General features: G+C 63.5%; 19 protein-coding genes. 5 read left to right on the plus strand and 14 right to left on the minus strand.

The window, feature by feature from the left end:
• Positions 1-36: 36 nt before the first annotated feature.
• The 10 genes from pgi to dksA all read right to left on the minus strand — a co-directional run bounded on the left by pgi (position 37) and on the right by dksA (position 12,492).
• A complete protein-coding gene (pgi, locus tag ACIQUS_RS17630; RefSeq protein ID WP_403048930.1) occupies positions 37-1,701 on the minus strand; it encodes a glucose-6-phosphate isomerase in 1,665 nt (554 codons plus the stop codon).
• A 123-nt stretch (positions 1,702-1,824) separates the two neighbouring features.
• Entirely contained in the window at positions 1,825-2,682 is an 858-nt protein-coding gene (panC, locus tag ACIQUS_RS17635; RefSeq protein WP_403048932.1) for a pantoate--beta-alanine ligase, read from the minus strand.
• Complete coding sequence (gene panB / locus ACIQUS_RS17640; protein ID WP_403048935.1) at positions 2,679-3,479, minus strand: 3-methyl-2-oxobutanoate hydroxymethyltransferase; 801 nt, start codon at positions 3,477-3,479, stop codon at positions 2,679-2,681. The genes panC and panB overlap by 4 nt, the downstream gene beginning before the upstream one ends.
• Before the next feature lie 251 nt (positions 3,480-3,730).
• On the minus strand, positions 3,731-4,207 hold the full coding sequence (gene folK, locus ACIQUS_RS17645; RefSeq protein ID WP_403048938.1) for a 2-amino-4-hydroxy-6-hydroxymethyldihydropteridine diphosphokinase: 477 nt from the start codon (positions 4,205-4,207) through the stop codon (positions 3,731-3,733).
• Positions 4,208-4,209: 2 nt separating this feature from the next.
• The gene (locus ACIQUS_RS17650) at positions 4,210-5,595 is read right to left on the minus strand and encodes a polynucleotide adenylyltransferase PcnB (RefSeq protein ID WP_403048941.1); all 1,386 of its coding nucleotides are present in this window, start codon (positions 5,593-5,595) and stop codon (positions 4,210-4,212) included.
• 694 nt (positions 5,596-6,289) lie between these two features.
• Positions 6,290-7,729 (minus strand): sigma-54-dependent transcriptional regulator, encoded by a 1,440-nt coding sequence (locus tag ACIQUS_RS17655; RefSeq protein WP_403048944.1) that lies wholly within the window; start codon positions 7,727-7,729, stop codon positions 6,290-6,292.
• 22 nt (positions 7,730-7,751) lie between these two features.
• On the minus strand, positions 7,752-10,706 hold the full coding sequence (locus ACIQUS_RS17660; RefSeq protein ID WP_403048947.1) for a sensor histidine kinase: 2,955 nt from the start codon (positions 10,704-10,706) through the stop codon (positions 7,752-7,754).
• On the minus strand, positions 10,690-10,866 hold the full coding sequence (locus tag ACIQUS_RS17665) for a hypothetical protein (protein ID WP_003250005.1): 177 nt from the start codon (positions 10,864-10,866) through the stop codon (positions 10,690-10,692). The genes ACIQUS_RS17660 and ACIQUS_RS17665 overlap by 17 nt, the downstream gene beginning before the upstream one ends.
• Before the next feature lie 218 nt (positions 10,867-11,084).
• On the minus strand, positions 11,085-11,972 hold the full coding sequence (gluQRS, locus tag ACIQUS_RS17670; protein ID WP_403048950.1) for a tRNA glutamyl-Q(34) synthetase GluQRS: 888 nt from the start codon (positions 11,970-11,972) through the stop codon (positions 11,085-11,087).
• A 73-nt stretch (positions 11,973-12,045) separates the two neighbouring features.
• Positions 12,046-12,492: an RNA polymerase-binding protein DksA gene (gene dksA, locus ACIQUS_RS17675; RefSeq protein ID WP_403048953.1), complete on the minus strand. Its 447-nt coding sequence runs from the start codon at positions 12,490-12,492 to the stop codon at positions 12,046-12,048.
• 211 nt (positions 12,493-12,703) lie between these two features.
• Between dksA and ACIQUS_RS17680 the strand changes: the two genes are divergently transcribed.
• Both ACIQUS_RS17680 and sfsA read left to right on the plus strand, forming a co-directional pair.
• Positions 12,704-13,876 (plus strand): pyridoxal phosphate-dependent aminotransferase, encoded by a 1,173-nt coding sequence (locus ACIQUS_RS17680; RefSeq protein ID WP_403048956.1) that lies wholly within the window; start codon positions 12,704-12,706, stop codon positions 13,874-13,876.
• Positions 13,876-14,586 (plus strand): DNA/RNA nuclease SfsA, encoded by a 711-nt coding sequence (sfsA, locus tag ACIQUS_RS17685; RefSeq protein ID WP_403048959.1) that lies wholly within the window; start codon positions 13,876-13,878, stop codon positions 14,584-14,586. The genes ACIQUS_RS17680 and sfsA overlap by 1 nt, the downstream gene beginning before the upstream one ends.
• Here sfsA and ACIQUS_RS17690 read toward each other — a convergent pair.
• The 4 genes from ACIQUS_RS17690 to ACIQUS_RS17705 form a co-directional block, all read right to left on the minus strand.
• A complete protein-coding gene (locus ACIQUS_RS17690) occupies positions 14,579-14,896 on the minus strand; it encodes a Rieske (2Fe-2S) protein (RefSeq protein ID WP_403048962.1) in 318 nt (105 codons plus the stop codon). The genes sfsA and ACIQUS_RS17690 overlap by 8 nt on opposite strands.
• Before the next feature lie 284 nt (positions 14,897-15,180).
• Entirely contained in the window at positions 15,181-15,453 is a 273-nt protein-coding gene (locus ACIQUS_RS17695; RefSeq protein ID WP_128322987.1) for a TfoX/Sxy family protein, read from the minus strand.
• A 165-nt stretch (positions 15,454-15,618) separates the two neighbouring features.
• Positions 15,619-15,963: a pentapeptide repeat-containing protein gene (locus ACIQUS_RS17700; RefSeq protein WP_403048966.1), complete on the minus strand. Its 345-nt coding sequence runs from the start codon at positions 15,961-15,963 to the stop codon at positions 15,619-15,621.
• Between the two features lie 102 nt (positions 15,964-16,065).
• Positions 16,066-17,628, minus strand: coding sequence for an AAA family ATPase (locus tag ACIQUS_RS17705; RefSeq protein ID WP_403048969.1), 1,563 nt, complete (start codon positions 17,626-17,628; stop codon positions 16,066-16,068).
• A 115-nt stretch (positions 17,629-17,743) separates the two neighbouring features.
• Between ACIQUS_RS17705 and mrcB the strand changes: the two genes are divergently transcribed.
• From mrcB to ACIQUS_RS17720, 3 genes are read left to right on the plus strand one after another with little or no spacing between them, the layout of a single operon-like run.
• The gene (gene mrcB / locus ACIQUS_RS17710) at positions 17,744-20,065 is read left to right on the plus strand and encodes a penicillin-binding protein 1B (RefSeq protein ID WP_403048972.1); all 2,322 of its coding nucleotides are present in this window, start codon (positions 17,744-17,746) and stop codon (positions 20,063-20,065) included.
• A 22-nt stretch (positions 20,066-20,087) separates the two neighbouring features.
• Positions 20,088-20,849, plus strand: coding sequence for a tetratricopeptide repeat protein (locus ACIQUS_RS17715; protein ID WP_403048975.1), 762 nt, complete (start codon positions 20,088-20,090; stop codon positions 20,847-20,849).
• On the plus strand, positions 20,846-21,178 hold the full coding sequence (locus ACIQUS_RS17720) for a YqcC family protein (protein ID WP_403048978.1): 333 nt from the start codon (positions 20,846-20,848) through the stop codon (positions 21,176-21,178). The genes ACIQUS_RS17715 and ACIQUS_RS17720 overlap by 4 nt, the downstream gene beginning before the upstream one ends.
• Positions 21,179-21,549: the final 371 nt, after the last annotated feature.

A 21,549-nucleotide genomic window follows, 5' to 3' on the forward strand; every position in this document is an offset into this window, starting at 1 on the left:
GTGGGAGCGGGCTTGTCCCGCGATGTGCCGATCTGGCTAGCCGCGGTGACGGCTGCGGAAGAAGTTGATCAGGCCCTGGGTCGAGGCGTCTTCGGCCGGCTCCTCGATGCCACCGGTCAGGCGCTGGTAGACGCCCTTGCCGAGCTCCTTGCCCAGTTCCACGCCCCACTGGTCGAAGGCGTTGATGCCCCAGATCACGCTCTGTACGAAGACCTTGTGCTCGTACATCGCCACCAGCGCGCCAAGGCGGCGCGGACTGATGCGCTCGACCACCAGGGTGTTGCTCGGACGGTTGCCCGGGATCACCTTGTGCGGCGCCAGTTTCTGGATATCGGCTTCGCTCATGCCTTTGTCGCGCAGCTCGGCTTCAGCTTCGGCGCGGGTCTTGCCGAGCATCAGTGCCTGGCTCTGGGACAGGCAGTTGGCGTACAGCCACTGGTGGTGGTCGGCCACCGGGTTGAAGCTGACCACCGGGACGATGAAGTCCGCCGGGATCAATTGCGTGCCCTGGTGCAGCAACTGGTGGTAGGCATGCTGGCCGTTGCAGCCGACGCCGCCCCAGATCACGGGACCGGTGTCGTGGTTGACCGGCGTGCCGTCCTGGCGAACGCTCTTGCCGTTGGACTCCATGTCCAGCTGCTGCAGGTGCTTGGTGATGTTGCGCAGGTAGTGATCGTACGGCAGGATCGCATGGCTCTGCGCGCCCCAGAAGTTGCCGTACCAGACCCCAAGCAGGGCCAGCAGGACCGGCATGTTCTGCTCGAACGAGGCGTTCTGGAAATGCTGGTCCATGGTGTAGGCACCGGACAGCAGTTCCTTGAAGTTGGCGGTGCCGATGGCCAGGGCGATCGGCAGGCCGATGGCCGACCACAGCGAATAGCGGCCGCCAACCCAGTCCCACATCGGGAAGATGTTCTCTTCACGGATACCGAAGGCCACGGCGGCGGCCTTGTTGCTGGACACGGCGATGAAGTGCTTGTACAGCTCGGCTTCCGAGCCACCCTGGGCCAGGTACCAGCCGCGCGCCGCCTGGGCGTTCTTCAGGGTTTCCAGGGTGTTGAAGGATTTCGACGAAACGATGAACAGCGTGGTCTCGGCGCGCAGTTTGGCCGACAGCTCATGGAACTCGCTGCCGTCGATATTGGCCAGGTAGTGGCAGCGCACGCCGCGCTGGGCGTAAGGCAGCAGTGCTTCGGAGACCAGCTCGGGGCCCAGGAACGAGCCGCCGATACCGATATTCACCACGTCGGTGATCGGCTTCTCGCTGTAGCCGCGCCACAGCCCGTCGTGAATGCGGCCGACCAGTTCGGTGACCTGGTTGAGGACCTTGTGCACCTCGGGCATCACGTTGACGCCGTTCACGCTCAGCTTGTCGCCCACCGGGCGGCGCAGGGCGGTGTGCAGGGCCGGGCGGCCTTCGGAGGCGTTGAGGATCTCGCCGGCGAACAGGGCCTTGATGGCCTCCTGCAGGCCGACTTCATTGGCCAGGTTGACCAGCAGGCTGCGGGTCTGGTCGTTGATCAGGTTCTTCGAATAATCGAGGAACAGCCCACAAGTACTCAGGGACAACTGTTCGAAGCGTTTGGGTTCGGCATTGAACGCGTCGCGCATGCTGAAGTCCTGCATGGCTTCGCGGTGCTGTTCGAGTGCCTGCCATGCGGGCAAGGTCGTGACATCGTGAGGGGTGCGGTAATACGCCATCGCTGCAGGTTTCCTTATTGCTTGAACTGCCTTGGACACTGGAAAAAGCGACCTGTTAGCAGGCTGATGCCAATTATAGGCATGCAGCCTGATTTACCGGGAGAGGGGCAGCTGACGACCCGCTTACTTGTCGTCCAGATTAAGGTGCAGGTTGTCGATCAGGCGGGTGGCGCCGAGGAAGGCAGCCACCAGGATCACCAGATCGCGGTCTTCGGCCGTGGCCGCGCGCAGGCTCAGGGCCTGGCGGATTTCCAGGTAGTCCGGGCGCAAGCCGGCGTCAACCAGCTGCGCCTGGCCCTGGGCGATCAGTGCCGGGTAGTCGCGCCCGCCCTGTTCGATGGCCTGGGCCATCCCCTTGAGCACCCGATAGAGTGCCGGGGCGATATCGCGCTGTTCCTGGCTCAGGTAGCCATTGCGCGACGACAGCGCCAGGCCGTCTTCAGCGCGCACGGTGGGCTCGCCAATGATCTGGATCGGCATGTTCAGGTCTCGTACCAGCGCGCGGATCACCGCCAGTTGCTGGAAGTCCTTCTGGCCGAACACGGCCAGGTCCGGCTGGACCATGTTGAACAACTTGCTGACCACGGTCGCCACACCTTCGAAGTGCCCCGGGCGGCTGGCGCCGCAGAGTCCTTCGGACAGCTGTGGCACGCTGACCCGTGTCTGGCCGGCCATACCGTCGGGGTACATCTCTTCGACAGTCGGGGCGAACAGCAGGTGGCAACCGGCCTGGAGCAGTGTCTCCTGATCGGCGGCGAGAGTCCGCGGGTATTTGTCGAGGTCTTCGCTCGGGCCGAACTGCAGCGGGTTGACGAAGATGCTCGCCACCACGAAATCGACGCGTTGCGCCGCCTTGGTCACCAGTGCGGCATGGCCGCTGTGCAGGTTGCCCATGGTCGGTACGAAACCGATGCGTTTGCCCTCACTGCGCGCACGCGCTACGGCGGCGCGCAGTTCGCGGACGGTCTTGACTGTATTCATGCACTGAACCCGTGTTCGCTGCCTGGGAAGCTGACGTCCTTGACGGCTGTGACATAGGCCTTGAGCGCACCCTGGATGTCGCTCTGGCCGACCATGAAGTTTTTCACGAACTTGGGCACCCGACCAGTCAGCGACAGCCCCAGCATGTCGTGCAGCACCAGTACCTGACCATCGGTCGCACTGCCAGCACCGATACCGATGACCGGAATGCTCACCGCCTGGGTGATTTCGGCGGCCAGTTCGCTCGGCACGCATTCGAGCAGCAGCATGGCCGCGCCCGCCTGCTCCAGGGCTATGGCGTCGGCGCGCATCTGCCGGGCCTGGTTTTCCTGGCGACCCTGGACCTTGTAGCCGCCGAGGATGTTGACCGCCTGCGGGGTCAGGCCCAGGTGGGCGCAAACCGGTACGCCGCGCTCGGCCAGCAGGCGAATGGTCTCGGCCAGCCAGGCCGCGCCTTCGACCTTGATCATGTGGGCACCGGCCTGCATCAGGGTGCCACAGTTGGCGAAGGCCTGGTCGGCGGTGGCATAGGCCATGAATGGCAGGTCGGCGAGGATCAGGGCCCCTTCGTTACCGCGCTTGACGCACGCGGTGTGGTAGGCCATCTCGGCGGTGGTGACCGGCAAGGTGCTGTCATGGCCCTGCAGGACCATGCCCAGGGAGTCACCCACCAGCAGGACTTCCACGCCGGCGCGGCTGGCGGCCTGGGCGAAGGTCGCGTCGTAGCAGGTCAGCATGGTGATTTTTTCACCCTTGGCCTTGAGGCTCTGCAGGGTGGTCAGGGTTACTTCTGGCATGAAAAGGAATCCTCGTTCAGGCGCTGTGAAAAACGACTGCGTACAACGCATGTATTCATCTTCTGGAACAGCACATCATCGATCGTGGTGTTTTGGTTACGACCTGTTCCAGGCCTATATACGCCTTTTTGCGGCGCGCAGGCGCCACGGGACGCCTATAGTCGTGAGGGAGGGGGCTGAAGTCAATTACCCTGTTACCGCATTGTTACGATTACGCCGTTACGGGCGTTACCGCGTGGGCGAACGCCCGGCTACAGGCGTTCCAGGCCGACGAACGGGCAATCTGCCAGTAACTGCGCAAGGCTGCGCTGGTCGGCCAGGACGAAGTCTTGCGCGACCAGTTCGGCCAGGGGATAGAGGACGAACGGTCGTGCCTGCATGTGGTAATGCGGCACCTTCAGGCGCGGGATGTCGATGACCTGGTCGCCGTACAGGAGGATATCCAGGTCAAGGGTGCGCGGGCCCCAGCGCTCCAGGCGCACGCGGCCCTGGGCCGTTTCGATGGTCTGCAGGCCGTCGAGCAGGTCCAGGGGCGCCAGGTGGGTGTCCAGGGCGGCGACGGCGTTGGTGTAACGCGGCTGGCCGGGCGACAGCGATTCGCTGCTGTAGAACGCGGAAACTGCCGTCACCGTCGTTGCGTGTAGCTCGCCCAGCGCCTCGACGGCGCTGCGCAGTTGCTCCTGCGGTTCATCCAGGTTGCTGCCCAGGCCGATGTACACGCGTTCCATGGTTATTCGCCTGCGCCGTCTGCGCGCTTGCGCTTGCTCGGGCTGCGCTTGCGTTTGCGCGGTGCGGCGCCGGTGCCTTCGTCACGGCTGCCCAGGTCGCGGATCATGTCGCGGCGCTCGCTGTCGTTGCAGTCCTGGTAGTCGGTCCACCACTGGCCCAGGCCATCGGTTTCCTCGCCTGCGCTTTCGCGCAGCAAGAGGAAGTCGTAGCCGGCACGGAAGCGCGGGTTGTCCAGCAGCAGGTCGGCACGCTTGCCGCTGCGCCGTGGCAGGCGCTCCTGCATGTCCCAGATTTCGCGGATCGGCATGGTGAAACGCTTGGGGATCGCGATGCGCTGGCACTGCTCGGCAATCAGCTCGTGGGCGGCTTCGTTCATCGCCGGGATCGGCGGCATGCCACGGCTCTGCAGGCGCAGGGCACGACCCGGCAGGGCCGGCCAGAGCAGGGCAGCGAACAGGAAGGCCGGGGTCACCGGCTTGCCCTGCTTGATGCGCAGGTCGGTATTGATCAAGGCCTGGCTGATCAGGGTGTGGGTATAGGTCGGGTGTTCTTCCAGGGCTTCGGCACTGGCCGGGAACAACGGATCGAACAACTGCAGGTCGACCAGCATCTCGAAGGTGTCGGCAGCCTGGCCGGACAGGAACAACTTGAGCGTTTCCTCGAACAGGCGGGCTGCCGGGATCTCGCGCAGCATCGGTGCCAGCTGGCGGATCGGCTGCACGGTGTGCTTCTCGATGCCGAAGTTCAGCTTGGCGGCGAATCGCACGGCACGCAGCATCCGCACCGGGTCTTCCTGGTAGCGCTGGGTCGGGTCGCCGATCAGGCGGATCAGGCGGTTGCGGATGTCGTGTACGCCGTTGGCGTAGTCGAGGATGCGCTCGCTGACCGGATCGTAGTAGAGGGCATTGATGGTGAAGTCACGGCGTTGCGCGTCTTCTTCCAGGGTGCCATAGACGTTGTCGCGCAGAATCCGCCCGCTCTCGTTACGCGACGAGGTGTGGCTGTCTTCTGCTTCGCTTTCCGGGTGGTTGGCACGGAAGGTGGCGACTTCGATGATTTCACGGCCGAAGTGGATGTGAACCAGCTTGAAACGGCGACCGATGATGCGCGCATTGCGAAACTCGGCGCGGACTTGTTCAGGGGTGGCGCTGGTGGCGACGTCGAAATCCTTGGGGGTGATGCCCAGGAGTTGGTCGCGCACGCAGCCACCGACCAGATAGGCCTGGTAGCCAGCGTTTTGCAGGCGCTCGACGATGCTCACCGCATGACGACTGAACTGGCCACGTTGCAGCGAATGTTGACCGCTATTGATCACTTCAGGCGTGGTGCGCTTGTGGTGCGGACCACGTACGGGAGGACGGAACGACTGGAACAGCTTCTTCAGCATGGGATGCACTGTTTGAAGGAATGTTCGGCCAAGGAATCAGGAATGGCCGCATGATGGCCGGGGATTCTAGCATTTACTGGGGAGATGGTGTAGGCGGTCGCGTCAAGGGGCGCGGGGGAGAAACTACAAGGGGAGCCGAAGCTCCCCAAGAAGTAGTTGCGTGCTCTTATTGTTTTTCTGCCGGGCTTCTTGTTTTTGTTGAGCGCCCTGCCCACAAAGAAAGCTTGTGGGCGGTATCCCTAACCGGGATCAAGAGCAAACGGATTGCTTTGGTCGCTGAGGTTGCAATGATCATGCGATCCAACCAGTTCAGGCTCTGCTAGAGTGCAGTTTTTGTTGTTCTCTGCCTGGTTGTGGGGCAAGCCCCAAAAACAACTCCTCTCCAAAAGAATCAGTTAGCTGCGTCTCCGCCGTCTTGTTCTTATTGTGCGTGAGCCGATTCGTCTTATTTTTATTGTCTTTTGCAGTGCTTGTTATTGTTCTTGTACCGAACATATAGCAGGTGCCGTGCCAACTTTTGCAAACCCCAGCAAAACAAGGGGTTGCGACGATTTTGGGGGCTATTTGGGGCGAAAAAAAACCGGGGCTTCGTTACCGTAAGCCCCGGTTTTTGTTACGAGATTGTGGCAGGGTAACAGTTTGTCGCGAAACGACGGTGTTACCGCTGACACCCCCCGGTGACAGCTGAAAGGGATCAGCTGTCGCTGGTGGCACCGCTCTTGCGCCGCGGTATGCCCAGGCGCTGGCGGCGCTCCCACAGGCACTTGCGACTGACCCCGAGCTTGCGTGCCAGCTCGGTCTCGGTCATGTGATCCTGGTGCTCGAGGACGAAGTGCTGGAAGTAGTCCTCCAGCGACAGGTCTTCGGTCGGTTCGTGGCTGGTGGTGTTGGCCGGGCTGCCGTTGCCGGGCAGGCTGGCGAACGGCTCGTCGTCGTCCAGGTCGCTCAGCTCGATATCGATACCCAGCAGGTCGGCGGAGATGTCCGGGCTCTCGCACAGGATCACCGCACGCTCCACGGCGTTCTCCAGCTCACGCACGTTACCTGGCCAGGAGTAGTGACGAATGGCCTGTTCGGCATCGTGGCCGAAGCGCAGGTCGTTACGGCCGATGCGCGCGCTTTGGCGAGCGAGGAAGGCGTTGGCGATCTCGTTGACGTCGGCGCCGCGCTCGCGCAGGGCGGGCAGCTTGAGGGCGATGACGTGCAGGCGGTAATAAAGGTCTTCACGGAACTGGCCGAGCTTGGCCAGGTTCTTCAGGTCACGGTGGGTCGCGGCGATCAGGCGCACATCGACCTTCTGCGACTGCACCGAGCCCACCCGGCGGATCTCGCCTTCTTGCAGCACCCGCAGCAGGCGGGCCTGGGCTTCGAGGGGCAGTTCGCCGATTTCATCGAGGAACAGCGTGCCGCCGTCGGCTGCTTCGACCAGGCCGGCACGACCGGCGCTGGCGCCGGTGAACGCACCTTTTTCGTGGCCGAACAATTCCGACTCGATCAGGGTTTCTGGAATGGCCGCGCAGTTCACCGAGATCATCGGTGCCTTGGCCCGGCGCGAAAGATTGTGCAGGGCTCGGGCCACCAGTTCCTTGCCGGTACCCGACTCGCCCTGGATCAGCACATTGGAATCAGTGGGGGCGACCTTGCGGATCTTGCCGTACAGGTCCTGCATCGGCGGGCAGGAGCCGATGATGCCGATCTCGCCATTGGCGGCGTTGCTGGCACCTTTGTCGACGCTGGCAGTCTTGCCGTTGCCGCGCGCCTCGGTCGGCATGGCCGGGGCGTTCTGGCGGTCGCGCAAGATACGCGCGACGGCCTGGAGCATCTCGTCGTGGTCGAAAGGCTTGGCGATGTAGTCCACCGCGCCCATCTTCATCGAGTCGACGGCCGAGCGCAGGCTGGCGTAGCTGGTCATGATCAGCACCGGGGTGCCCTGGCCGAGCTTGATCAGTTCAGTGCCCGGGGCGCCAGGCAGGCGCAGGTCGCTGACGATCAGGTCGAAGGTGGCAATGCTGAAGCGTTCCTGGGCTTCCTGGACCGAGCCGGCTTCGCTGACCTGGTACTGGTTGCGCTCCAGCAGTCGACGCAGCGCCGAGCGGATGATGGTTTCGTCTTCGACGATCAGAATGTGAGGCATTGATTCAATTCTCTCGACGGTCTCAGTTCACAGCGGACGTCGCTACGACATGACGCGGCAGGGTCACTCGGATCCGGGTGCCACGCTGGCTCTGGGTATCGGCCGGGCTGTCGATGGTGATTTGTCCATAATGCTCTTCCACGATGGAATAGACCAGAGCAAGCCCCAGTCCGGTACCTTCGCCCGGGTCCTTGGTAGTGAAGAAGGGTTCGAACAGACGATCCATGATGTTTTTCGGAATACCGCTGCCTTCGTCCTCGACGATCAGGTCGACGGTATGTTCGCTGGCCTCGCTCTTGACCCGCACGGCACTGCCGGGAGGCGAGGCATCGCGGGCGTTGGACAGCAGGTTGATCAATACCTGGGCCAAGCGCTGGGGGTCGCCTTCGACCCAGTGCTCGGGGTCGCACAGGTTGAAAAACTGTACTTCGAAATTGCGTCGGTTCAAGGCCAGCAGACCGATGGCGTCCTGGGCCACCTCGGCCAGGCACACCGGCTCGTCGCTGTGCTGGTGGCTGCCGGCGTGGGCGAAGCTCATCAGTGACTGGACGATGCGCGAAATGCGTTTGGTCTGCTCGAGGATCTGGCTGCTCAGTTCGGTGATTTCGCCGTCTTCCTCGCGCTCTTCGCGCAGGTTCTGCGCCAGGCAGGCGATGCCGGTGACCGGGTTGCCGATCTCGTGGGCCACCCCGGCGGCCAGGCGACCGATGCTGGCCAGGCGTTCGGAGTGCACCAGCTTGTCTTCCAGGGCCTGGGTTTCGGTGAGGTCTTCGACCAGCAGCACCAGGCCGCTGTTACCCGGCGCCAGGGGTTCGTCGATGGCCGCCTTGTGCAGGTTCAGCCAGCGGGTCTGGCCGTCCAGGCCCAGGCGCTGCTTGTGCAAGTGTTCATCGGGCACGTTGATGAAGCCCAGCAACAGCCCGCGCCAGGGTTCGCCGATGGTGGTCAGGCGCGAGCCGACCACGCGCTTGGCGGCAATCCCGGTGAGCTCTTCCATGGCCTTGTTCCACATCAGGATTTCCTGGTCCTTGGCCAGCGAGCAGACGCCCATGGGCAGTTCCTGCAGGGTTTGGCGGTGGTAGCGACGCAGGGCATCGAGTTCAGCGGCAAGGCCGGTGAGGCGCGAGTGGTAGTCTTCCAGGCGGCTTTCGATGAAGTGGATGTCTTCGGTGACGTAGTTTTCGTTGCCCGACTTGTAGGGCAGGAAGGTTTCCACCATGTCCTGGGCAACGCTGGGCCCCATCAGGCCCGAGAGGTTGGCTTCGATCCGGTCGCGCAGGCGGCGCAGGGCGTAGGGACGGCGCTCGTCGAAGGGCAGGTAGAGATCGCGCAGGGCCTGCTCCACTTCCTTCTGTGCAGCCTTGGCGCCCAACGGCTTGGCCAGTTGCGTGGCGAACTCCTGGGGCGAGGCCGCGTGCAGCTCGCGACGTTGCGGGCGACGCACGTTATCCACGGCACAGGCTTCGGCGGCGCTGACTTCCTCGCTGCTGGCGTTGGTGAACAACGAGATCAGGGTGAACAGCAGCACGTTCGCCGCCAGCGAGGCGATGGCCGCCATGTGCCAGCTGGTGTCGTCGAGCACGTAGATCATGTTCAGCAGCGGGATGTAGAAGCCTTGCAGGTTGCCTACCAGTGGCAACAGCATGGTCACCATCCACACCAGGATCCCGGCCAGCAGCCCGGCAATGAAGCCGCGGCGGTTGGCGGTCGGCCAGTACAGCACTGAGAGCACGCCCGGCAGGAACTGCAGGGTGGCGACGAACGCCACGATGCCGAGGTTGGCCAGGTCCTGCTGGCTTTCCAGGGTCAGGTAGAAGCCGAAACCGGCGGCGATGATGGCGACGATCAGGGCGCGGCGGGTCCATTTCAGCCAGCGGTAGATGTTGCCCTCGGCCGGTGGCTGGTACAGCGGCAGCACCAGGTGGTTCAGGGCCATGCCCGACAGCGCGAGCGTGGTGACGATGATCAGCCCACTGGAGGCCGAAAGCCCGCCGACGTAGGCCAGCAGGGCCAGGGCCTGGTTGTTGGCGGCGATGCCCAGGCCCAGGGTGAAGTATTCCGGGCTGGTGCTGGCGCCCATCTTCAGGCCGGCCCAGAGGATCAGCGGCACGGCCAGGCTCATCAGCAGCAGGAACAGCGGCAGGCCCCAGCTGGCGCTGACCAGCGAGCGCGGGTTGAGGTTCTCGGTGAAGGCCATGTGGTACATGTGCGGCATGACGATGGCCGAGGCGAAGAACACCAGCAGCAGGGTGCGCCACGGGCCTTCCTGCAAGGGCGTGTGAAGGGCGGCCAGGGCCGTCTGGTTCTGCAGCAGCCACACCTCCAGTTGATGCGGGCCGCCGAACACGCCGTACAGGGCATACAGGCCGATGCCACCCAGGGCCAGCAGCTTGATCACCGATTCGAAGGCGATGGCGAACACCAGGCCCTCGTGCTTTTCCCGGGTGGCGATGTGCCGGGAGCCGAAGAAGATGGTGAACAGGGTGATCAGGGCGCAGAAGGCCAGGGCCACCCGGGCCTTGACCGGTTCACCGGTGAGAATGCTGATCGAATCGGCCACTGCCTGGATCTGCAGGGCCAGCAGCGGCAGCACGCCGATCAGCATGAACACCGTGGTCAGGGCGCCGGCCCAGGTACTACGGAAGCGGAAGGCGATCAGGTCGGCCAGTGACGAAAGCTGGTAGGTGCGGGTGATCTTGAGGATCGGGTAGAGCAGCACTGGCGCCAGCAGGAAGGCCCCGGAAACACCCAGGTAACAGGCCAGGAAGCCATAACCGTACTGGTAGGCCAGGCCCACCGAGCCGTAGAAGGCCCAGGCACTGGCGTAGACACCCAGCGACAGGGTGTAGGTCAGGGGGTGGCGAATGATCGAGCGCGGGATCATGCCGCGTTCGCTGACCCAGGCCACGCCGAACAGCACCAGCAGGTAGGCGGCGCTGATCAGGATCATCTGGGTCAGGCTAAAGCTCATCGGCATCACGTTGGCTCTGCAGGATAAAGGTCACGACGATCAGGATCAGCCAGAGCAGGTAAGGGCGATACCAGGCACCGGTTGGCTCGATCCACCAGTCCATGATGGCCGGGGAGAACAGGTAGATCCCCACGACCAGAAGCAGGACCAAACGATAGATATACATGCTGGCCTCAAAGGTTAGGGCGCTGCGGCTTGAACTTATTATTGGCGCAAATGGCTGCGGCGATGGTAACGGATGGGCTGACGGCTGCAAACGGGCTGGCGCAATTTAGCCAAAGTTTTGAATTTATTGGGCTTTCCCTGGCGCTGTAGGAGCGGGCTTGCCCCGCGATATGTGCTGCTGACTGTACGCAATCGCGGGGCAAGCCCGCTCCTACCCGTTCAGTGAAGGTCCGCTTCAGGCACGCTCAGGCGCCGGGAGATGGCGTCGGGGTTCCAGTGTCTGGCGGCATGCGCCAGTACTTCGGCCGGCGAGCCCTGCGCCATGCCGCCATCGGTAGCCTGGCCCAGGGCGCGCAGGGCACGCAACAGCAGCGGTGTGGCCTGCTCGGTGGGCAGTGGCGCGGAGCGGTAGCTCTTGCCCAGCTTGTGCCCATCGGGCTGGGTGATCAGCGGCACATGCAGGTAGCGTGGTTGCGACAGACCGAGCAGCTCCTGCAGATAGAGCTGGCGCGGGGTGTTGTCCAGCAGGTCGGCGCCGCGCACGATATCGGTCACCCCTTGCCAGGCGTCGTCCAGCACCACGGCCAACTGGTAGGCATAGAGCCCGTCGCGGCGGCGAATGACGAAATCACCGACCTCGCGTCCCAGGTGTTGCTCGAACAGGCCCTGGACCCGATCCTCGAAACGGTAGGTCAATTCCGGCACGCGCAGGCGGATGGCGCCTTCATCGCGGGCATACCCGGCGTTGCGGCACAGGCCGGGGTAGATGCCGTTGTACCCTTCCAGCTGCTTGCGCGAGCAGGTGCAGGTGTAGGCCAGGCCCTGGCGGAACAGGTGCTCGACCACATCGGCATAGGCCCCATGGCGCTGGCTTTGATAGACCACCTCGCCGTCCCATTCCAGGCCATAGTTTTCCAGAGTGTGCAGAATCGCCGCCTGGGCGCCGGGGGCTTCACGCGGCGGGTCGATGTCTTCCATGCGCAGCAACCACCGGCCGCCCACGGCGCGGGCATCGAGCCAGGAGGCGAGGGCGGCGACCAGTGAGCCGAAATGCAGGAAACCGCTGGGGGTGGGGGCAAATCGCCCGACATAGCTGGTGGGGTTCATGGCAACGCCGGAAAGTCAGTAGTGCACAAATGAAACGGGGCGCCCGTGGCGCCCCGTTCAGGTCGGTCGGCTATCAGCCTTTGCCGACGGTTTTTTCCTTCTTCTCCGCCAATTCCTTGCAGTCGAAGCACAGGTCGGCGGTCGGACGGGCTTCAAGGCGTCGCAGGCCGATCTCTACGCCGCAGGCGTCGCACCAGCCGTACTCTTCGTCTTGAATCTTCTGCAGCGTCTTGTCGATCTTCTTGATCAGCTTTCGTTCGCGATCGCGGTTACGCAACTCCAGGGCGAACTCTTCTTCCTGGCTGGCGCGATCGGCTGGGTCCGGGAAGTTGGCCGCTTCGTCCTTCATGTGGTCCACAGTCCGGTCCACACTGGTCATCAGCTCTTGCTTCCATGCCCCGAGAAGCTTGACGAAGTGCTTGCGCATGGGGTCGCCCATGTACTCTTCGCCCTTGGTTTCCTTATAGGGCTCGACGCCGTACATGGTCTGAATGGCTTTTTGCTTTTCTAGGGTGGACATGAATAGACCGCCTCTCACTCTTGTAATCCATTGCGCAGGCTGCTCCATCTCCGGCGCCCGCCGGCCCTGCGACTGCGAGCCGCCGAACTTACCAGATCGAATCGGGGCGCGCTACTCCCGGGTGTCTTCGCTATTGACCGCAGGTTTAGCCACACGTTCGCTACGGTACGCAGGTAGAATCAATAGTCTAGACCCATTTGAGAGAAGGCTGATGGCCCAGTCCTACAGTGCGCGCAGCCGCGCCATAGAACCCTTCCACGTCATGGCCCTGCTGGCCCGCGCCAATGAGCTGCAAGCCAGCGGCTGCGACGTGATTCACCTGGAAATCGGCGAGCCGGATTTCACCACCGCCGCGCCGATCGTCGAGGCCGGCCAGGCCGCGCTGGCCGCCGGGCACACCCGCTATACCGCCGCGCGAGGCCTGCCGGCGCTGCGTGAAGCGATTGCCGGCTTCTACCGCCAGCGCTACGGGCTGGACATCGACCCGCAGCGCATCCTCATCACCCCGGGCGGCTCCGGCGCTTTGCTGCTGGCCAGCAGCTTGCTGGTGGACCCGGGCAAGCACTGGCTGCTCGCCGATCCGGGCTACCCGTGCAACCGGCACTTCCTGCGTCTGGTCGAAGGCGGTGCGCAACTGGTGCCTGTAGGCCCCGAGGTCAATTACCAGCTGACCGCCGACCTGGTCGAGCGCTATTGGGACCAGGACACCGTCGGCGCCCTGGTCGCGTCGCCGGCCAACCCGACCGGCACCGTGCTCGATCGCAGCGAACTGAGTAGCCTGTCCGCGGCCACCCGCGCCCACAACGGACACCTGGTGGTCGACGAGATCTACCACGGACTGACCTATGGCATGGACGCCCCCAGCGTGCTGGAGGTCGACGACCAGGCCTTCGTCCTGAATAGTTTTTCCAAGTATTTCGGCATGACCGGCTGGCGCCTGGGTTGGCTGGTGGCGCCGCCATCGGCGGTGGGCGATCTGGAGAAGTTGGCGCAAAACCTCTACATCAGCGCCCCGAGCATGGCCCAGCACGCTGCGCTGGCCTGCTTCCAGCCACAGACCCTGGCCATCCTCGAGGAGCGCCGGGCTGAATTCGCCCTTCGCCGCGACTTCCTGTTGCCCGCCCTGCGCGAGCTGGGTTTTCGCATCGCCGTAGAGCCGCAGGGGGCGTTCTACCTGTACGCCGATATCAGCGCCTTTGGCGGGGATGCCTTCGCCTTCTGTCGGCATTTCCTGGAAACCGAGCATGTCGCCTTCACGCCCGGGCTGGATTTCGGTCGCCACCAGGCCGGTCATCATGTGCGTTTTGCCTACACCCAGAGCTTGCCGCGCCTGCAGGAAGCGGTCGATCGGATTGCCCGGGGCCTGCGGAGCTGGCAAGGCTGATGCGTTTTTCTCCCGAACTCGAAAGCGCGCGCCTGCTGCGCCGTTACAAGCGCTTTCTGGCCGACATTGAGTTGGCCAGCGGTGAGCAGATCACCATTCACTGCCCCAATACCGGCTCGATGCTCAATTGCATGGTCGAAGGCGGGCAGGTCTGGTTCAGCCGATCCAACGACCCCAAGCGCAAGTTGCCGGGCACCTGGGAAATCAGCGAAACCCCCCAGGGGCGGCTGGCCTGTGTGAACACCGGACGAGCCAATGCCCTGGTCGAGGAAGCCCTGCATGCCGGTGTCATTACCGAGCTGGCCGGGTTTACCGGGCTCAAGCGCGAAGTGCCCTATGGTGAGGAGCGCAGCCGCGTTGATTTTCGCCTGGACTTTGCCCATGGGCCTGCCTATGTCGAGGTCAAAAGCGTGACCCTGGGCCATGCCGGCTCGACCGTGGCGGCTTTCCCGGATGCAGTGACCCAGCGCGGCGCCAAGCACTTGCGCGAGCTGGCGGCGCTGGCGCGCCAGGGCGTGCGGGCGGTGCAGTTGTACTGTGTGAACCTCAGTTCAATCGAAGCGGTGCGCCCGGCCGACGAGATCGACGCGGCCTATGCGAGCGCGTTGCGCGCGGCCGTGGCGGAGGGCGTCGAGGTGCTGGCCTATGGCACGCGTATCGATGCCGAGCAGATCTACATCGACAGGCCGCTGCCGGTATTGCTCAGCTGATGAGCCAGATGCCCTGGGCGTCTTCCCGACAGTCCAGGGCTGTCAGCTGTTCACCTTCGCAGGGGCCGGCCACGCATTCGCCGGATTCGATCAGGAACAGTGCGCCGTGTCGGCCGCAGCTGATCAGGCTGGCACTGTCGTCGAGGAACTGATCGGGCTCCCAGTTCAAAGGAACACCCCGATGCGGGCAGCGGTTGCGGTACAGGTAGACCTTGCCGGCGCGGCGTACGGCGAACAGTGCAGTCTCCCCGACCATGAAGCCACGGCTGTGGCCTTCTGCCAGTTGGTCGGGCGAACAAAGAAAGTGCATGGCGGATGGTTACCTGAGGTCGCAGCAGCAGTGCGACGTTCGAATGCAGCAGGAATCGAATGGGACGCAAACGCCCTGTCGAGCGATTTATACCACCCGGTGGTAAAAACGCCAGGCAAAAAAAGACCCGGCAAAGAGCCGGGTCAATAACCGTGATTAGCCTGATGAGGAGATAATCTGAGAGTCCGAACCAGGGGCTTTCAGTTTATCCAACCAGTCTCGCGACCAGTTGTGATAATCATAACGATTCTCATTACGGTGTCAATCACCGTGACACACTAATTTCAATTATTTTTGCGCAGGGTCTTGGCATCCAGTTGCTGGTTGAGTGCTTCCTTGCGCTCAGGGGGGATGTCATTCCAGTGCATGTCGAGCAGGGCGCCCTCGATGGCATACAGCAGCACCTTGGAGGCCCGGAAGCCCCGGGTGCGTACCGCCTGGTAGGCGTTCACGGCCCCCAGTCGACGCAGGTCCGACGCACTGTGGATGCCGACCGCATGCAGCCACTGCGCAGAAGTCTTGCCAAGGTTTTTCAGATGCTGAAGTTCATCGTTCATCAAGCCTCCTTGCGACGGCTGAACGGGTCTGAGTTAGGAATCGCTGGCAGGTCAATGAGCAGTGTAGCGGCACTTGGGAAATACGCGGCGATTTGCCATCGGGTGCCGACGGGTAGCCGCGAACCACCCGCCAGGCCCCGGCTGGCGGGGCTTGGGTCAGGGGACTCAGCGCGTGCGATAGCGCAGCCGGGTGCCGAAATTCACCGACATGAGGATCTCGTCGGCGCTCAGCTCGCTGGGGAACCAGGTGCCGGAAATCTGGGCATGGGCCAGGCTCGCACCTTCCAGTCCATTGTCACGCAGGTCCAGGCCACGCAGGTCGGCGGCGCGAAAGTAGGCGCCGGTGAAGTCGATGCCAGTGGTGTCCAGGTTGCGCAGGTCCAGGCCGCGAAAATCCCCGCCACGAAAATCGATGACAGTGTCCTTGGGCCGTTCGCGGTTGAAGCTGGCGATCTGTTCGTCATGCACCAGCGCATAGAGGGCGCTGTCCAGTTGCCGTGGCTGATTCATGAAGGCGCCTCCCTGTGAGATCCATGATGACACTATAGTGCCATCATGGTGGGGCGTCCGGGTTCAGGCCAGAAGTGTCGACTGCTTCACGTCCCGGGGTAATCAGAGCTTCGGCAGGCGCTTGCGGATCTGCTCGACCAATTGGTCCAGGCTGCCACTTTCGTTGGTTTCCACCCGCTTGCTCTGCAGCAGCTCTTCGGCGCTGAGCGGCTCACGGCTGGCTTGCTGGGCCTTGACCACTTCCAGGGTCGCATCCGACGGATCGGTCTGGTCGGCCTGACGCTGCGCCAGCCAGCTGGCGATGACAGCATCCGGGGCATTGCAGTCGAGGATCAGGAAGGGCACGCCCGTCTCGCCGGCAATGCTGGCGGCGACCTGGCGCTGGGCCTGCTTGAGGTAGGTGGCATCGATCACCACCGGGAAGCCGGCACGCAGGATGACCCCGGCCAGTTCGTGCAGGCGGGCATAGGTGGCCTGGCTGGCGTCCTGGGTGTAGATGCCTTGCTCCAGCTGACCGGCTGTGGCCGCTTGTTGCTCACCGAACAGGCGCTTGCGCTCCACGTCCGAACGCAGGCGGATGGCGCCCAGGGCTTCGACCAGACGCATGGCCACATGGCTTTTGCCCACGGCGGACACACCATGGGTAATGGCCAGGAAGTGTGAGGGGATAGCGCTGTAGCTTTCGGCCAGGTTGGCGTAGTTGCGGTAGGTGCGCAGGGTAGTAGCACGCTGCACGGCATCGGCGTTGGCCGGCATGCTGAACAGGGCGACCTTGGCCCGTACCAGGGCACGATAGGCTTTGTAGAAGTTCAGCAGTTCCAGGCCCGCGTAGTCGCCGGTCAGTTCAAGGTACTGGCTGATGAAGCGGCGCGACAGCGACTTCAGGCCACGGTCTTCCAGGTCCATGGCCAGGAACGCGGCGTCGGCATAGACGTCGGTCATGCGGAAGGGTTCGTTGAACTCGATGCAGTCGAAGATCACTACCTTGCCATCGATCAGGGTGGCGTTGCCCAGGTGGATGTCACCATGGCACTCGCGGATGAAACCTTCGGCCTTGCGGGCTTCGAGCAGGCCGTGCAGGCGCTTGAAGCTGTCCTGGGCCCAGGCTTGCAGGGCATCGAGTTGCTGCAGGTCGGCCTTGTCGGAGAGGAACGGGCGGATCTGCTCGAAGTTCTGCTCCACCGGCGCCATGACGCTGTCCGGGCTGCCCAGCGGGTTTTGCGCCGGGACCTTGGGCGCCTGCACGTGGAAGCCGGCGATCTGCCGGGCCATCTGGTCGATATGCTCGGCGGTCAGTTCACCGTTGGCCTGCAGGGTGCTGAGCATCTGGTCCTGCGGGAACTGGCGCATTTTCAGGGCGTACTCGATCGGCTCGCCGTCGCCGCCCAGTTGCGGTGCTTGGGCAGTACCGGTGATCGGCAGTACCTCCAGGTACAAACCGTCGGTCAGGCGCTGGTTCAAGCGCAGCTCTTCGGCGCAGAAGTGCCCGCGCTGGGACAGTTCGGTGAAGTCGAGGAAGCCGAAGTTCATCGGCTTCTTGATTTTGTAGGCGAATTCGCCGGTCAACAGGACCCAGGAGATATGCGTCTCGATGAGTTGAAACGCCTTCACCGGGTGAGGGAACAGGGCGGGGTTCTGCAGCGCGGTGATCAAGGCTTGGCTCACGGGCGGTCCTTCTGGGACATGGTTTCGAATCGGCCATTATGGCGGCAAGCGACGCGGCTGCAAACCGCCGGAGGGCGCCTGTCGATGATCGATAAAGTGCGTATAATCCGCCGCCATGACTCGTACCCGATCCCCCCGCACCCCGAATAAACGCCCGTCCGGCCGCTCTGGCGCCTGGCTTGGCTGGGCCATCAAGCTCAGCCTGGTCGGCCTGGTGGTGCTGGCCGGCTTCGCCATTTACCTCGATGCCGTGGTCCAGGAGAAGTTCTCCGGCAAGCGCTGGACCATTCCGGCCAAGGTCTATGCCCGGCCGCTGGAGCTGTTCGTCGGCCAGAAGCTGAGCAAGAACGACTTCCTGATCGAGCTCGATGCCCTGGGCTATCGCCGCGAAAGCGTTGCCAATGGACCGGGCGCGGCCTCGGTCAATGGCAACACGGTCGACCTCAATACCCGTGGTTTCCAGTTCTATGAAGGCATGGAACAGGCGCAGGCAGTGCGAGTGCGCTTCTCCGGCGACTATGTGGCGGGCCTGAGTGGGGCCAATGGCGGCAAGCTCGATGTGGTGCGCCTGGAGCCCTTGCTGATCGGCGGCCTGTACCCCAAGAACCTGGAAGACCGCATCCTGATCAAGCTCGACCAAGTGCCGCCGTACCTGCTGGAAACCCTGGTTGCCGTGGAAGACCGCGACTTCTATAACCACTTCGGCGTATCGCCCAAGTCCATCGCCCGTGCGGTCTGGGTCAACACCTCCGCGGGCGCCATGCGCCAGGGTGGCAGTACCCTGACCCAGCAGTTGGTCAAGAACTTCTACCTGACCAACGAGCGCAGCCTCAGCCGCAAACTCACCGAAGCCATGATGGCGGTGCTGCTGGAGCTGCATTACGACAAGCGCGAGATTCTCGAGGCCTACCTCAACGAAGTCTTCGTCGGTCAGGATGGCCAGCGTGCAGTGCATGGTTTCGGCCTGGCCAGCCAGTTCTTCTTCAGCCAGCCGCTGTCGGAACTGAAACTGCATCAGGTGGCCTTGCTGGTGGGCATGGTCAAGGGGCCGTCCTACTACAACCCGCGTCGTTACCCGGAGCGCGCCACCGTGCGGCGTAACCTGGTGCTCGACCTGCTGGCCGAGCAGGGTGTCGCCACGCCGGAGGCGGTCGCCGCGGCGAAGAAAATGCCACTGGGCGTGACCAAGCGCGGCAGCCTGGCCGACAGCTCGTTCCCCGGCTTCCTCGACCTGGTCAAGCGTCAGCTTCGCCAGGACTACCGCGACGAAGACTTGACCGAAGAAGGCCTGCGCATCTTCACCAGCTTCGACCCGATCCTGCAGATGAAGTCCGAATCGGCCATGGCCGAGACCTTCAAGCGCCTGGGCGGTCGCAAGGGTGCCGATGAGGTCGAGGCCGCGATGGTGGTCACCAACCCGGAGACCGGTGAAGTGCAAGCGCTGATCGGCAGTCGCCAGGCAGGCTTTGCCGGTTTCAACCGGGCCATCGATGCGGTGCGGCCAATCGGCTCGCTGGTCAAGCCAGCGGTCTACCTGACCGCCCTGGAAAAACCGAGCAAGTACACCCTGACCAGCTGGGTGCAGGATGAGCCGTTTGCGGTCAAGGGGGGGGATGGCCAGGTGTGGCGGCCACAGAACTACGACCGTCGCTCCCACGGCACCATTTACCTGTACCAGGGCCTGGCCAACTCCTACAACCTGTCGACGGCCAAGCTCGGCCTGGAACTGGGCGTGCCCAATGTAATCAAAACCATTGGACGCCTGGGTGTGAATGTCGACTGGCCGGCGTTCCCGTCGATGCTGCTGGGTGCTGGCGGGATGTCGCCGATGCAAGTGGCGACCATGTACCAGACCCTGGCCAACGGTGGCTTCAATACGCCGATGCGCGGCATCCGCAGTGTGCTGACCGCCGAGGGCGAGCCGCTCAAGCGTTATCCGTTCCAGATCCAGCAGACCTTCGATCCGGGGGCCATCTATCTGGTACAGAACGCCATGCAGCGGGTCATGCGCGAGGGTACCGGGCGTTCGGTCTACAGCGTGTTGCCGAGCTCCCTGAACCTGGCGGGCAAGACCGGTACCAGTAACGATTCCCGTGACAGCTGGTTCGCCGGCTTCAGCCAGGATTTGCTGGCGGTGGTCTGGCTGGGCCGTGACGACAACGGCAAGACGCCGTTCACCGGCGCCACCGGTGCCTTGCAGGTATGGACCAGTTTCATGCGCAAGGCCGACCCGCTGCCGCTGGATATGCCGCAGCCGGACAACGTGGTCCAGGCCTGGGTCGATTCGCACACCGGGCAAGGCTCTGACGGCAGTTGCCCGGGTGCGGTGCAGATGCCGTATATTCGAGGCAGTGAACCGCCTGCCGGCGCCGCCTGTGGCGGCACACAGGACCCCGCCGAGTCCGTGATGGACTGGGTCCGGGGCTGGATGAATTAAGCACTAGGCAAGAGGGTGTGAAGTGAACAAGTGGTGGATTCCTGCCGTGACGGCACTGGCTTTGCTCAACGGTTGCGCCAGCGTACAGCGTGGCTCAATCCCTGTGGTCGACTCGAGTACCCGCGTGTCCAATAGCGAGCGGGTCACGGCCAGTCGCGGCGCTACGGTCAATACCGGCACACGCCAGGCCCAGGCGGTGCCCCAGGACTCCGGTGTGACCGTGATGGTCCCGCAAGGGGCGGGCGCGGCACCGATCCAGACCTTCCCGGCCTCGACCGGCGCGGCGCCGATCAGCACCGGTCCGATCACCCCGGGCCCGACCAGCTCGGCACCGTTTGAAAGTGCGCCGGTAAATCCGGTGAACAACGGCAATTACACTATGCCCAGCAGCACCTCGAGCGCTCCTACCGGCATCCCGCGCAGCGCGGCCGCCACGGGTGGCCTGTCGGCCGACGAGCAACTCGACGGCCCGGTACTGGCACTGCTGACCACTGCCCAGCAACAGCAGGGCAGTGGCGATTACAACGGCGCCTCGTCGAGCCTGGAGCGTGCCCAGCGCATCGCCCCACGTGAGCCGCAGGTCCTCTACCGCCTGGCCCAGGTGCGCCTGGCCCAGGGCGATGCCGCCCAGTCCGAACAGCTGGCCCGGCGCGCCCTGACCTATGCCAACGGCCGTCCTGACCTGCAGGCAGGCCTGTGGAATATCATCGCCCAGGCCCGCGACAAACAAGGCGACGCCGCCGGTGCGGCGCTGGCGCGGCAGAAAGCCCAGGTCAACCTGTGATGGAGCCGCGCATTCTGGAAATCGCCGATCACTTGCTGCTGATCGAGCGTGAGCTGCACGTGCAGGGCTGGTGGAGCGACACGGCACCCAGTGCCGAAGCGCTGGCCAGCACCGTGCCCTTTGCCGTCGACAGCATGAATTTCGATCAGTGGCTGCAGTGGATCTTCCTGCCGAAGATGAAAGAGATTCTCGAGAAGGGCCTGCCGCTGCCCAATGCCTCCGGCATCCTGGTCATGGCTGAAACGGTATACGTCGATCGCCCGGAGGAAAGTCGCGAGCTACGCAGGCTGCTAGCAGAGTTTGACCAATTGATCAGTCCATCTGCCTGAATTTCCCTCTTTTCCCTCTTGGAGCCACAGATTGTGGCTCTTTTTGTTTGTATTCTTCGTTTTTCTGCTGCTGCTTACAGGAATCGTGGTGGCAGCGGGGCGTCCTTGCGAGAAATTGGCAATAATTTCTCTTGACTTGTGCGCGCCGAATCAGAAGAATCCAGATTCCGCTGTAGAGGGACTGCCAGAAGCAGACCCGCTAAGCAGATCATGAGGCGCACACCCGCGCCGACCTGTTACACCCCGCAACGCGTTACCTCGCGCTGGGTGGGAAAACCCCGCAACACTCTGGGGCGCTCCCAATACTTGCTCAGTCAGTGCTGACGTAGTCGGCGATTCAATCGCTCATGCTCTGCTTGGCAGTAAACCTA

Source organism: Pseudomonas sp. NPDC090755, assembly GCF_044769005.1.
In the GTDB taxonomy this organism is placed as follows: domain Bacteria; phylum Pseudomonadota; class Gammaproteobacteria; order Pseudomonadales; family Pseudomonadaceae; genus Aquipseudomonas.